The organism is Arthrobacter sp. BC5 (genome assembly GCF_056680255.1).
Map to the genome: position 1 here is coordinate 58780 of NZ_JBWXPX010000002.1, position 13056 is coordinate 71835.

The following is a 13056-nucleotide window of genomic DNA, read 5'->3' on the forward strand; positions in this document are numbered from 1 at the left end:
ACTCTCGTTGCGACAACGAACTGGATATGGGGATGCTTCCCTCCATTACAATAAGTAAAGCAAACTTCACCTATTGTGGCTAGGGCCCGACGAGACTCAGAGAAAGTCCCCGCGTAGCCAGGGGTCGTGCCTCATAGAAAAGTCCCCGGCAAAGGACGGGGTGGGGTTCGGCGACGATGGGGTATGCCGGATAAGGATGTCTCGTTGGCCACCAGGGTCGAGATCACCAAGAAATACGCTGCCGCCTACGAGGCCGCTTCGAAGAAGGACAAGTCGAAGATTCTGGACCAACTGGTCGAGGTCACCGGCTGGAACCGGGATCATGCCCGCCAGCAGCTACGACGCCGGCTGACCCAGCCCAGAGGACGCGCTACCGCCACTGTGGCAGTGATCGATCGGCGCAAGAGCCGGGGCCGGAAGTACTCCTACGACGCGATCAAAGTCTTACAGCACGTGTGGGCCACCGCCGGGGGTATCTGCGGCAAATACCTCGCCGCCTCAATGGCTGACTGGATCCAGGCGATGGAAGCCGCCAGGGCCCTGGTTCCTGGCCAAGACCGCTATAGCCAGCAGGTCCGGACTGAACTGCTGGCCATGAGCGCAGCCACCATCGATCGGTACCTGGCACCAGCGAAGGCCAGGGACCCTATCCGAGGGAAGTCCGCCACCAAACCGGGCAAACTGCTGCGCAACTCCATCAGTGTGCGCAAAGCAGGCGATGAAATCGAAGCCGAACCAGGGTTCTTCGAAGTCGACACCGTGGCCCACTGCGGGCCGACTTTGAAGGGTGAGTTCGCCCGGACGGTGAACTTCACCGATATGCATACCGGGTGGGTCTTCACCCGCGCGATCCGCAATAACGCGATGGTCAACATCGTCGCCGCCTTTGAGGAGTTCATCACCACGGTGCCGTTTATGGTCACCGGCATCGACTCCGACAACGGCAGCGAGTTCATCAACCACCAGGTGTTGGGTTGGTCTGCTGAGCGGAAGATCTTCTACACCCGGTCCCGGCCGTATCAGAAGAACGATCAGGCCACCATCGAGTCGAAGAACAACCACCTGGTCCGCCGCTACGGGTTCTACTACCGCTACGACACCGCGATCCAACGCGAACTACTTAACAGACTCTGGGACCTGGTCTGTGACCGGCTGAACTACTTCACCCCCACCACCAAGCCCACCGGCTACACCGCCGATGCCATCGGGCGTCGTCGCCGGGTCTACGACAAACCCCGCACCCCCTACCAGCGGCTATTCGATGCCGGAGTCCTCAACCCAGCCCAACAGCAGGAGCTGGCCACCTACAAGGCCTCGCTGAACGTCGTTGAGATCGCCGCTGAGATCGACACGATCCAGCAACGGCTGATCGCCTTGGCCGCGATCCCGACTCGGCGCCTGGAGCGGGAGCTCGAGGACCAAGCCGCTCGGGCAATGCCCGAGGCCGATTGGATCAAACTCTACGGCTGACCCGGACCTGTTTCGCGGGGACTTTTACATGAGGCACGGGGGATCACTTCCCGGGGACTTGACCGTGAGGCATCACGGGGCCGCCGGCCAAGCTCACTCCAGGCCGTGGCCGTGGCAGTGCAGGTGCTGCGTTTCGCCTGTCTACTGTTCGTGCGTCGGACCCTGTGTTCTGAGTCGCTCCCAGCAGTACGGACGGCGACGGATCAGGCAGCGTACTGACATGAAGGTATCGTCCAGCTCGACCTTCTTAAAGGGGCTTCGTACTCGACTGCGGACCCGACGGACGTGTCGGACCCGGCGGTGATGTGTCCCTTTGTTCTGGTGGAGGCGGTGGTGTTCCTACGATGCCGCCGGCGACCATGATGACGAAACCGGCGACACCTATAGCTGGGGCGGACAGTGCTATGGAGGTGATCACGGTGAGCATCCCTACGACGATCATGATGAACGCTGCTTTGCGACGTCGTGGGGGGTGCGGGAAATTTGGGTGTTGCAGGCGCGGGGCGCGCTCAGAATCCTCGATCGCGAAACGCAGTTCGAGCTCCTCGAACCGGGAGCGTTCTTCGTCCGATAGTGCCATGACAGATTTCTCCTTACAGGTGTATTGGACCGGTCGTTGTTGGCCTCAGCATCGAGTTGGGTGAGAAGTCGACCGGTGTTGGCGGCACGAGCGGTCACTTGGTTGCCGATCGGCTGCCTTCGGCGGTTTCCGTGATCGTTTACGGCTTCGTGACATGCACGGCCAGACCTTGTGCCGGTGAGAGTTCTAGGGTGGTCCGGCCGAGCACAGCGCGGGAAGCGTGCTCGGGGAAGCTCCGACGGGGCAGGGGTCGAAGGTGAAGATGACCAGGGAACCGAGTGCGATGATGACCGCGGTGCAGGTGTAGAGCACGGCTTTGAGCATCATGCGTGTCCGGGCGGTGTCGGTGTAGTCGTTGATGATGACGCGAAGCCCGTTGGTGCCGTGGAGCATGGCCAGCCAGAGCATGATCAGGTCGAACCATTGCCAGAAGGGGTGTGCCCATTTGCCGGCGACGAAGGCGAAGTCGATTTGGTTGATCCCGTCGCCGAGCACGAGGTTCACGAAGAGGTGCACGAAGATCAGCACGACCAGGAGGGCGCCGGACCAGCGCATGAAAAGCCATGCGATCAGCTCGAAGTTGCTTCCTGTCATCGATCGGCTGCGGGGTGCCCTGATGGGGGCCCTTGTGCCGTCGTTTCGGGGCGTGCTCATGAGGGGAGCCCCAGACCGCACACACCGAGTTCCTGCAGCATGGCCTCGACGAGTTGCCCGGCAGGGTTGCTGGCGTCGATGGTGATGAAGGACGGAAATTCTACGAGCTCCCGGTAGGCCTCGTCGAAGGCGTGGAGGTGCTCGAGGGTCTCGGTGTCCGCGGCCCGCCGTCGGATCCTGCTGTAGGCGATGTCGGGTGGCACGTCGAAGTAGAAGACGATGTCGGGGGTAGGCAGGGCCTTGGACAGGAAGGGCAGGAACCAGCCTGATTTCAGGCCCCTCGCTTGCCTCAATGCCGCCTGGCAGTACAGGTATCGGTCCATGATGACGACCCTGCTACCTGGCCGGGCGCGCAGGTGAGAGATGAGCACGTTAATGCAGCGGATACTCGTCTCGACAGTATCGAGCAGGCGCACCGGGGGCTTGATTTTCCGCCTACCACACCAGGCCGTGATGCTCCGCCGCCCAGAACTGTTCTTGGTGAAGACCGCAGGATACTCGGCCGCGCTAAGCTGCTGCGCGAGCATCTGCCCGGCCGTCGTCTTGCCCGCCCCGTCGATTCCGGTCAGAACGATGATCATGGTCCGCCACCGCCGCGCGGGTAGCGGAAGAGCGTAGGGACGGTAGAAACCAAAGCATTGATGCGCTGTTCCATGACCTGCAATGCGGCGTCCGCAGCGGTGTCAACAGTCTCGTCGATGCTCTCAGCGTTGCCCTGGCCTGCTTCACCCAGCCCTGATTCTCGTTCTGGTGATCGGTGATCAGACTGGAACAGGCGGCCCCCGTCGATCATGGCCTCTTTCCAATCCTCGTGTCCGCCGCTTCCTGCCCCTCGGAGACAAGGATCTCCCGACGATGCATGGCATTGCGGTGAGGTCGGGCCAGGACACCGGCCGGCAGTGACCTGATGCTGGTGGGGGTACGGGTGGGCGCTCTCACGTTCTGTCCTTCCGTGTCGTTGTAGCGGTTGATCCGAAGATCGATAGGAGTGCGTCGACTTCCTGATGAGCGATCGCTGGGTGGCGAAAGTGCTGGTGCGCGTTGATGACATAGCGTGTGCGCCGTCCTTCCTTGATGCGCTGCAGGTATCCCGTGTCCTCCAGGTCCTTCAGGATGTGCAAGGTGGCCCTGCCGGTGATCCCGACCCGTGCGGCTATGTCATCGACCAGGGCGCTCGGGTCCCCAGCGACCACGATGAGGACATGCCCGTGGTTCGTCAGGAAAGTCCACGAATGGGCGTGGGCACCTCGTTGCTCTGGTGGCGTCATTAACGGTTGCTCTTCTGCTGGTGTCGGCCTCGCGCGCGCCAGAGGTACTGCGCCGCTTCTGATCTCAGAGCTATTCGTCACTGTCCTCGTCCTGCCCGTCGTCTTGTCCGTCGTCTTGTCCGTCGGGGCTGCCGTCTTGGTTTTCGGCGTCTTCCTGCTCCTCGACTCCCGGTCCTTGCGGCACTTGCGTGTCGTCGCATCCGGTGATCAGCAACGCCCCTGTAAGGAGGAGCCCGGACCCGAGGAGGGCTGTTCTGCGGTGTTTCATGAGGAGTTTCCTTCTGGTCGTAGCCCGGGGTCCTAATAGCGTGTATCGGCTGGCGATTGAGTGAAGATCGCCAGGAGCGCACCGATCTCCTTGTGCGAGGTCGCCGGGTGGCGGAAGTGCTTGTGTGGGTCGATGGTGTAGCGGGTGCGCCGTCCCTCCCGCATCCGGTACAGGTACCCGGTGTCCTCCAGATCCTTCAGGATCTGCAGTGTCTTGCGTGGGCTGATGCCGACCGTGGCGGCGATGTTCTCGACCAGGGGGTGCGGGTCCGTCGCGACGACCAGCAGCACATGCCCGTGCTGGGTGAGAAACGTCCACGGGTGTCGTCGGGCGGTGCGGCGGCTGGTGTACAGGTCGACTGGTGTGGTGGGTCGATTGGTGGGCGCTGATGGCATTGTGATTCCTTTCCTGGACAGGTTTTGTTACGAGTGAGGGATGACGACAGCTCGGTGGCTAGTGGCGCGGTGCGTCGAAGTGGTCACCGCTGGAGGAGCGACCCGGTGTGCTTTGATCACCGCTGTGTGCGGCATCGTCCACCGGATCCTGATCAGCGTCAGGTGCCGGCGCAGCATCGACTGATGCGGCACGCGAGGCGCCAGGTGATGGGGCCTTGGCTGTGGTTTCCCGGCGGGTTCGCTTCCACAGGGGCTCGAGTTCTGCCAGTTCCTCGGGTTCCGCGGTGCGGAAGGGCGCTTCGGCGGGCGCAGGTGGTTCATGGCGTCCCTGGCCGCGGGTCTTGATGAGGCTGGCCGCGATGGAGACGGTGAGGATGGTGGTGATGACGGCGAGGGAGATCGTGGTGGGGATGTAGTAGAGGTCGATCTTCAGGGCCATCTTGATGCCCACCCAGATCAGGACGATCGCGAGTCCGATCTTGAGGTACACGAAGCGGTGGATGAGGTCGGCCAGGAGGAAGTACATGGCGCGCAGACCCAGGATCGCGAAGGCGTTGGCGGTGAAGACGAGGAACACCTCGTCGGTGACGGCGAAGATCGCAGGAATGGAGTCCACGGCGAAAACGATGTCGGTGACTTCGACCAGGACCAGGACCGCTAGAAGCGGGGTGGCGAGCAGGATCCCGTTCTTGCGGATGAGGAACCGCTGGCCATGGAAGGCATCGGTCATGGGCACGTAGCGGCGGAAGAGTTTCAGGGCACGGGATTTTGAGGGGTCGATGTGTTCGTTACGCTGGATGAGCATCCGGTACCCGGTGAAGAGCAGGAACGCGGCGAACAGGTAGAGGACCCAGCCGGCGCTGGCGATGATCGCGGATCCGGCGGCGATGAAGATCGCCCGGAAGACCAGGGCGCCGAGGACCCCGAAGAACAGGACCCGGTGCTGGTACTCGCGGGGGACGGCGAAGAACGTAAAGATGATGGCCCAGACGAAGACGTTGTCCACGGCCAGGGACTTCTCGATGAGGTAGCCGGCGAAGTACTGCTGACCGAACTCGGCCCCCCAGAACCGCCACACGATGGCGCCGAACGCGACGCCGAAGAACACCCAAACAGCCGACCAGGCCGCGGCCTCACGGACGCTGATCACATGGGCTTTACGGTGGGCAACGAGATCGACGACGAGCATAATCAGGATGAAGCCGATGACGGCGAACCAGACCCACAACGGGACGTCCATGAATAAGCACCTTCCAGTTAGTTGTTGAACCAAATGGAGGTCTCTCCCGGCCGAGCGGAATCGGCCCTGTCCGCCGGAGGATGCTGGGATCCTCGTAGTGACGACGAACGGACAGGGGATACTCCCCTCCATGTACTGACAAGTGAAGCACAGTTCACCCATTATGGGAAGGGTTCTATCGACGACGTTCGCGTCCTGCTGTGCCGACTGCCTTGACGACGCTGGAGAGGAACCGCTCTTCGCCACGCTCTCTTACTGGAGGACTCAGATGAACCACTCGCCCTGGCGACCACCGGGAGCATGCTGCAACTGGCCGGAGGTGGGCGGTCGATCCGATGCGATGCTGCGGTTGGACCTGGACCTGGACCTGGACCTGGGCCTAGAGCAACAGAACTGCTGAAAGACTAATTGCTGAGAGACGAAGCATTCCTAGGCACACTGAATGGTCAATGTTAGCTTGATGGCCCCGGACGATTTAGGTTCGCTCTTATCAGGAGTGCCATGACCCGTGCAGCCCGCTCAAACTCAGACATCAGTCCGGCTGACGTGAGCGATGTGAGCCCTCATAGCTTCCGTCGACTGCGACGCATCAACGTCGTAGCCGGCTCGCTGCACCTCCTGCAGGCCGTGATCTTCACGATCATCCTGGCGATGCTCGACAACCAGGTCACGTTTCCCGTCACCGCGGACTACCTGGCAGGACCGCCCGGATTCCCGCTCCCGCCCGAGCGCGTGGAACTCTTCGCGGTCAACGTGGGCGCCGGCGTCGTGGTGTTCGTGGCACTGTCCGCCCTCTTCCACTTCGCGGTTGCCTCACCGGCATTCTTTCCGCGCTACGAAGCCGGCCTGAGGGTCCAACACAACTACTTCCGCTGGGTCGAGTACTCGCTAAGCTCGTCCGTGATGATCTGGCTCATCGCGCAAACCACCGGAATCACCGACATCGCAGCCCTCATCTGCCTGTTCGCCGTCAATGCGGCGATGATCGGCTTCGGCGCCCTTCAAGAGAAGTATGAGAGGCCCGGTAGCGGCAATTTCTTACCCTTCATCCTCGGATCACTGGCGGGGATCGTGCCCTGGATCGCCATTTTGATCTACTTCCTGTCCATCGGATCTACGAGCGCGGCGGAACCGCCCGCCTTCGTCTACGGGATCATCATCTCGCTGTTCCTGTTCTTCAACATTTTCGCCATCAACCAGCTGCTCCAGTACCGGCAGGTCGGTCCCTGGCGTGACTACCTGTACGGCGAACGCGCGTACATAATCCTCAGCCTCATCGCCAAGACCGCCCTAGCCTGGCAGGTGTTCTCCGGCGCGATCATCCCTGCCCTGACTAACTGAGCGGCACACCGGCGCTGGTGGGCCACCGAACGCTGCAAGAACCACGCCACTTATCGCTGCGATCCACATGCTTCGATGCCTTGGCTCGGGAATGTAGCGAATACGTTCGTATTTGCCGCTTCTGGCCCAGGGCGTCGAAGACATCCCGGACGAGTAGACCCTGTCCCGGTTAGGGCACCATCAGCGGGCACTTTTTCGGGCGGGTCATACGGGAATCGGCCACATCAGCATTTATCGGGACTGTTCTTCCTCGCTCATGCCGGTGAGAGGCGTCCCGGTGGAGGACCGGCTTACAAACGACCTCTTCCGCAGGCATCCACCTCTCCTTCGGCGGCTAGCTGCACTGATTTGCCGTGCTTGATGGGCGAGCAATGACGGCGACTAACAGACAACAGCAACTCGGAGAACGAAGAACTGCCCGTTCGATCACCGCGCTACCCCAATTCTGGCTAGAACTCGGGCTGACCCTTTCGAGAATGTCCGAGGTCTCGGCCATACTCGGATCAGTCCACTCGCTGGTGGGGGGGTGTTTTGACCATCGAGGAGTGATCGGAGCAAATTGACCGACGAGAATGAGACGCCCGAACCTGGCCAATACCTGCTTGCACAGGTGCGCGAGGCATTTGGGCGAGTGGCTTATAGCCACAAGACTCACGAGAAGCAGGCGGATATTTGCTTCACGAAGCACCGCTGGCAGCAGGGCGTGCTCATCGCGCTGACAGCGATCAGTTCCGGCACGTTCCTGGTCGCCGTTGTCAGCCCGATCGCGAGTACAACGGTGACAAGCTTGGTGACTTCGACTATCGCTGTCTTGGTCACCTGGGTCACGCTTGGCTCAAAGACGTTCCGGTTCCATGAGGAAGCCGAGGCTCACCGGGACGTCGCTTCGCGGTTGTGGGATGTGCGCGAGTCCTTCGTCTCGCTTATAGCCGATCTGATGTCCGCCACCATCGCTGACTCCGACGCCCGGATGCGCCGAGATGAGTTGCAGGAGACCACCCGCGAGGTCTACTTGTCTTCTCCGCGCACCACCGCGAGGGCGTATGACCGCGCCAAAAAGGGACTAGAGGACAACGAGGAGTTGACCTTCTCCTCCCGTGAGCTCGACCTCCTGCTTCCTGAAAAGTTACGACTGAACGAAGGTGAAGGCTAAGGATGGAGACCTCTGAGATCTTTGACGGGCTGCTGGCGAACCTCAAGGTGGGAGAGAAGGTAGCGACGATCCGATCCCGTCGGGACGAGATCACCAAATCCCTCAATAAGAACTTCCGAGATAAGGATGGTTGCCTTGACTACAGGCTGATGATCGGTTCGTTCGGACGACACACAGCGATTAAGTCCATCTCCGACCTCGATATGATCTTCATCCTGCCGCCGGCTCTGCGAGACGACTACAACGACCCCAATGGTTCTCGTCGGATCCTTGAGCGTGTGCGCGACGTGCTTAAGGCGCGATATAAGAACATAGACATCCGCGTCGACCAATGCGTCGTACGCGTACAGTTCACGTCCGATAAGTTCAAGTTCGAGGTTCAGCCAGCGTTCGACAATACGGACGGTAGCTTCGACTACCCGGACACGAAGGCTGAGTCCTGGAGGACCACGAAGCCGCGCGCGGAGATTATCGCGACGAAGGAGTGCAATGACCGCACTTCGACGAATATGCGTCACCTCTCCCGGATGGTACGTTCCTGGAAGAACGCGAACGGCGTAAACCTCGGCGGCCTGGTCATTGACACTTTGGTATACAACTTCTTTTCGCAAACCAACGAGTACGATTCCGCGAAGACCAGCTCGTTTGACCTGATGTCACGGGATTTCTTTTCGTTTTTAGTCGACGAGCCAGAGAAGGACTACTACTTAGCGCTCGGTAGCCGGCAGCGCGTCTACGTTAAGGCGAAGTTCCAGGCCAAGGCCAAGAAGGCCTACAAGCGATGTGTCTCTGCGATCGAGAACGAGGGCAAGACCATCTCGATCAAAAAGTGGCGGGAGATCTTTGGCACCAACGTCCCGCTCACGGTCACAGACGACGTCCTCGAGGCCTCGGCCAGCAATATGCCCAAGCGCACGGAGGAGTTCATCGAGGATCGGTACCCGGTCGACATCACCGGGAGTGTGTCTATCGACTGCGAAGTCACACAGAACGGTTGGCGCCCGTGGCGGCTGCGCGAGATGGGACGTGCCGGAGTACCGCTCATCGCTGGTAAGCGTCTGAAATTTGAGGTTACCGGCTGCACGGTCCCCGAGCCATACACGCTGAAGTGGAAGGTGCTTAATCAGGGACCGGAGGCGGAGCGTCGCCGCATGGTACGCGGCGACATCGTCGGCTCGACAAAGCCCGGCATCCGGAAGGAGAGCTCAACCTTTCGAGGTGAGCATACCGTGGAGTGCTACTTAATCAGGGACGGAATCGTGGTCGCCCGGGACCGCATCGACGTGCCCATCACAACTACCTCAGACACTTGAACCGACTCGACCGATGCCGTAGGAACCCGTCTCGGGGTTGCCCGATGGAGGATGGCCATCCGGTGCTGCAGATGATTGATGGCGGAACTGCAATGCAGCTATCAAGAGTTCATTGTGAGATGCCTTCACGCTGACTCCTCCATCAACTTCGTAAAGAGCTCTGCAGTGAGGTCACCGAGTGCCTGATTGGTGTAGGGGACAAACGGCGAATCGAAGAGCCAATCGGCATCCGTCAAGAACGGATATGTAATCCGCTCAGCTCCCTCAGGGATACCTCCTGACCTGCTCTTATACCCGTAGAAAATGACTCGTAAGCCTCTCCCGTCAGCGGTTTGGAAAGTCATCCAGTTCGACACTGCAGCTCCCGCGGGATGATCGAGGAGGGTGCGGTACTGTCGCGCTTCTTCTAGATGGCCGCATGCTTCTTGTACATCTGGATAGGCGACTGCCATCGCTTCCAAGAACTTCTTCATACTGCGAACAGGAGGATTATGGAAGACAGATGGGAATAGAACTGTGACGGCAGCGAGGCTGGAGAGAGTCTTGTAGAAGCCTTGGAAGTATCTTTCATACAAGTCGTGCACCTCATGCTGGTCTACAGGAGTAGGGGTGCTGCCAGAAGACGACGTCGAGAAGAAACGTACTCTTTCACCTAATTGCTCACTTTTATGCACCAAGCGACCAGCCGCTTGGATGTAGTTGGTGACCGCCTGGTAGCAGGGCGCATTCATGGAAGGCAACGCGTGTACGCGATCTGCCCAATCATCGATCAACCGGATGGTAAGTGGCCGCGGCGGTTCATCAAACACCTCAACCAGAGTTGGATTCATCTCAAACACGGCGTCCCCCTTGACAAGTAAAAGATTCAGAGCGACCTAAGTGACTCTGCTAGTAAATGAGTATCTCAAGGCCTCGCGAGAACCATACCGCGGACTCCTGCAGACCAGTCGGAGGTGTTGTACTGAGGTGCACCCAAGTTTCACAGCGCAGATGGGCATAAATCGCGTTGCTTTAGGATCCTTCTAAGCCTTTTGCAACAGAATTGTGCGTGGGCCTAGACATCACTTGACGCCGTCCTGGCTCTGCATGCGTCCTTCAACGGGATCCTCCTCGTGCAAGGTCGACGATCCCTCTGCTATACACGTGCCGAGGGTGGTGGAGGTAGACAATCTGATGGTGGGTTCAGCTTTCCTAGATGTATTCGGTGAAACTTTGAAGATCGAAGGAGTCGTCCAACTCGTCCTCGTCCACCACTTCAGCTTCTGACGGCAGTCCTGTCTCCACCAGCTCCTCCGAGCCGGACAGATGAATCTTGCAGACGTTGCAAGAAAACAGCTGAGGGTAGAACTTTAGGACCCAGATGGTGCCCGAAATGTACTGGTGATACTGACCGTCGCCCATTGGTTCAACATCCCAATCAGGCTCACTCTCGACATCAACACGGCCGAAAAGACGACCTTCAGATGAGCACTCCGGGCAAGGATGGCTGATCGAGTTGAGGCTAAGCCCAAAGTCTTCGGGACTGAGTGCATCCTCCGCACCGGCTTCGAGTTCGGTGGTGAAACGCTCGAAGGCGTCTGTTCCTAGGCGTTGCTCAAGGTCGTTGAGGGAGTTCCTCGCTTTGGCTTTCTTCGCCGCCACGACATGTCCGACTTCAGTCCGCTTCTCTTGAAGCAACCCCTCGACATCTTGGTAGTGGTCACCAAAGAAGTCTCGTTGGTTGAGCTGTAGGTGATCCGCCAAGCGGCGGCACAGCGATAGGCAGTCCATCAACACGTACCGTGACTGGTCCGAGGATCCAACATGTACTTCCCCGTTTCGGCTGGCAACTAGCCTGGCCCGCCGACCTTTCTCCACGGCAAGAGAACCAATGAGCTGTTCGAGTCGGTTGAGTAGCATTGCTAGGCCGATCGTTCGCAGACGTGGCATGGAGAGATCCGGCTTAGTGGCTAGGTTCAGAAGGGAACTTTCGGCCTCCTGCTGTAGCGGCACCAGGAGCACCGGGTTGGTTCTCCAAAGCACGGCCTTACCCAAGTGTTCGACAGCCATCGGTGCGACCACGGCGACTTTCGAGTGATCATTCTCAGCCCAAGCTTTCATGCTCTCGTGGATCCATCTGCGGGCTGAATCAATTAGATTTTGCTCAGGTGGCGTAATCTTCGCGGGCATCTCGACAGGACCGGTCACAAATTCAAGTATCCCATTGGGCTGAGGTCCTCGCTCCTCCGGAACTTGGTGGCTTATACGGGCCCCTTCGATGGGTCATGAATTGGTCCCGCAGCGGGATCCTCTAGCGGGTCAGTAGCTGCGTTTTTCGATCATCAGCTTCTGGTGCAGGAGGATGAGCGCTCGGTGGCTTAGCCCGAGTTGCAGCATTGGCGCGAGATTGATGTGAGCGTAGAGCTCGATGGACGTTTCGTTCACTTCCCACAGCGCCGACCGGTTCCCCTCGCTCTGGTCCGTTTCGTCAGTAGCTTTCCCATAGACGTTGGTGAGGCGGTCCCGCACGATGTCGAACGCGGAGCCGGCAAGTACGTGGGAATCTTCGGTGCCGGGATAGAAGAAGAACCCAAGGAAGTGCAACTGGTCCGCCAGTGCCGCCCAGGAACCACCCTCCATCGACACTCCTGGCATGAGGAGCGAAAACCGCTGGATGAGTCCGCCAAGTCATCCTGATGCTCGCCCAACGGGCCCGGGGCGCAACCAATGGCCGCGAAGTACGCGTTGAACTGGTCCGCATCCTTGGGCCACCGCCCGCTGACTACCTTGTTGATCAGGCTCAGGATCACATCGGGTTGAGGGTCGAGAGATTGAGGCGCCGTTTCAGCCATGACTGCACCCTATGCCTCGCTTGTGGATGAGTGCCCGCACCTACTGCCCGTAATCGGATCGGCTTACGAACGTTGTTCTCGTTCACGAGTAAGCGCCCGGCTGCTTGTTCTTGCCTAGCGGTACGATCACGCTCATGGATGCTTGCTCCGTACTGCGCTGTCTCGAACCTTCAACGAGTTCGTTCACGTTGGCACCTTATTCGGGCCACGGGGTGCCCGTTTGTTCGGGCCATAAGAACCAGTTGGATGCTGGGACGCGGTGGATGGCCAACTCGGATACACCAGTGAGGGCACTCCTAGCAGGAACGTATGCAGGTCCCGTCACGATACTGATGGGGCAGGACCTCCCCACGGAACCACTAGTTCAATCGTTTAGCCTGAGTCCGACCATCGGCAGTGAGTCCGGATTTTCTATCAACGTGGGAGCCGAGACCGCGGAGGGTGAGCAGCCGATCTCTTTCTGGTTGACCGAGGAGCAGGGTGAGCAGCTCGGAACTTGGCTCACCGAATAGCACCAGAATGTTCGATGAGGAATTGCTCTCC

At 59.6% G+C, this 13056-nt stretch carries 15 protein-coding genes; 4 read left to right on the top strand and 11 right to left on the bottom strand.

Features of this window, described 5'->3' with window-relative positions; all coding sequences use genetic code 11:
• Nucleotides 1-204: 204 nt before the first annotated feature.
• On the top strand, nucleotides 205-1470 hold the full coding sequence (locus AC1MFI_RS17830; RefSeq protein ID WP_479816192.1) for a DDE-type integrase/transposase/recombinase: 1266 nt from the start codon (nucleotides 205-207) through the stop codon (nucleotides 1468-1470).
• A 247-nt stretch (nucleotides 1471-1717) separates the two neighbouring features.
• On the opposite strand, the gene AC1MFI_RS17835 is transcribed toward AC1MFI_RS17830, so the two are convergent.
• The 8 genes from AC1MFI_RS17835 to AC1MFI_RS17870 all read right to left on the bottom strand — a co-directional run bounded on the left by AC1MFI_RS17835 (nucleotide 1718) and on the right by AC1MFI_RS17870 (nucleotide 5875).
• Nucleotides 1718-2050, bottom strand: a complete 333-nt coding sequence (locus AC1MFI_RS17835) for a DUF3040 domain-containing protein (protein ID WP_084442800.1) — start codon at nucleotides 2048-2050, stop codon at nucleotides 1718-1720.
• Between the two features lie 186 nt (nucleotides 2051-2236).
• A complete protein-coding gene (locus AC1MFI_RS17840) occupies nucleotides 2237-2704 on the bottom strand; it encodes a succinate dehydrogenase hydrophobic membrane anchor subunit (RefSeq protein ID WP_019483739.1) in 468 nt (155 codons plus the stop codon).
• Entirely contained in the window at nucleotides 2701-3285 is a 585-nt protein-coding gene (locus AC1MFI_RS17845; RefSeq protein ID WP_019483738.1) for a dTMP kinase, read from the bottom strand. The genes AC1MFI_RS17840 and AC1MFI_RS17845 overlap by 4 nt, the downstream gene beginning before the upstream one ends.
• On the bottom strand, nucleotides 3282-3497 hold the full coding sequence (locus AC1MFI_RS17850) for a hypothetical protein (protein ID WP_019483737.1): 216 nt from the start codon (nucleotides 3495-3497) through the stop codon (nucleotides 3282-3284). The genes AC1MFI_RS17845 and AC1MFI_RS17850 overlap by 4 nt, the downstream gene beginning before the upstream one ends.
• A gap of 142 nt (nucleotides 3498-3639) precedes the next feature.
• Complete coding sequence (locus tag AC1MFI_RS17855) at nucleotides 3640-3972, bottom strand: helix-turn-helix transcriptional regulator (RefSeq protein ID WP_019483736.1); 333 nt, start codon at nucleotides 3970-3972, stop codon at nucleotides 3640-3642.
• Between the two features lie 70 nt (nucleotides 3973-4042).
• Complete coding sequence (locus AC1MFI_RS17860; protein WP_019483735.1) at nucleotides 4043-4240, bottom strand: hypothetical protein; 198 nt, start codon at nucleotides 4238-4240, stop codon at nucleotides 4043-4045.
• 32 nt (nucleotides 4241-4272) lie between these two features.
• A complete protein-coding gene (locus AC1MFI_RS17865) occupies nucleotides 4273-4635 on the bottom strand; it encodes a helix-turn-helix transcriptional regulator (protein WP_019483734.1) in 363 nt (120 codons plus the stop codon).
• Nucleotides 4636-4693: 58 nt separating this feature from the next.
• On the bottom strand, nucleotides 4694-5875 hold the full coding sequence (locus AC1MFI_RS17870) for a TerC family protein (protein ID WP_019483733.1): 1182 nt from the start codon (nucleotides 5873-5875) through the stop codon (nucleotides 4694-4696).
• Between the two features lie 501 nt (nucleotides 5876-6376).
• Between AC1MFI_RS17870 and heR the strand changes: the two genes are divergently transcribed.
• The 3 genes from heR (at nucleotide 6377) to AC1MFI_RS17885 (ending at nucleotide 9682) form a co-directional block, all read left to right on the top strand.
• Nucleotides 6377-7216: a heliorhodopsin HeR gene (gene heR, locus AC1MFI_RS17875; protein ID WP_019483732.1), complete on the top strand. Its 840-nt coding sequence runs from the start codon at nucleotides 6377-6379 to the stop codon at nucleotides 7214-7216.
• 559 nt (nucleotides 7217-7775) lie between these two features.
• Complete coding sequence (locus AC1MFI_RS17880; protein ID WP_479821068.1) at nucleotides 7776-8369, top strand: SLATT domain-containing protein; 594 nt, start codon at nucleotides 7776-7778, stop codon at nucleotides 8367-8369.
• A gap of 2 nt (nucleotides 8370-8371) precedes the next feature.
• Nucleotides 8372-9682 carry a nucleotide-binding domain-containing protein gene (locus AC1MFI_RS17885; protein WP_479821069.1) on the top strand — a complete coding sequence of 437 codons (1311 nt, stop codon included), beginning with the start codon at nucleotides 8372-8374 and terminating at the stop codon, nucleotides 9680-9682.
• A 125-nt stretch (nucleotides 9683-9807) separates the two neighbouring features.
• Here the strand turns inward: AC1MFI_RS17885 and AC1MFI_RS17890 are convergent, their stop codons facing one another.
• The 3 genes from AC1MFI_RS17890 to AC1MFI_RS17900 form a co-directional block, all read right to left on the bottom strand.
• The gene (locus tag AC1MFI_RS17890) at nucleotides 9808-10521 is read right to left on the bottom strand and encodes a hypothetical protein (protein ID WP_479821070.1); all 714 of its coding nucleotides are present in this window, start codon (nucleotides 10519-10521) and stop codon (nucleotides 9808-9810) included.
• Nucleotides 10522-10873: 352 nt separating this feature from the next.
• A complete protein-coding gene (locus AC1MFI_RS17895) occupies nucleotides 10874-11869 on the bottom strand; it encodes a hypothetical protein (protein WP_479821071.1) in 996 nt (331 codons plus the stop codon).
• Between the two features lie 111 nt (nucleotides 11870-11980).
• Nucleotides 11981-12301, bottom strand: coding sequence for a hypothetical protein (locus tag AC1MFI_RS17900; RefSeq protein WP_479821073.1), 321 nt, complete (start codon nucleotides 12299-12301; stop codon nucleotides 11981-11983).
• Nucleotides 12302-13056 lie beyond the last annotated feature (755 nt).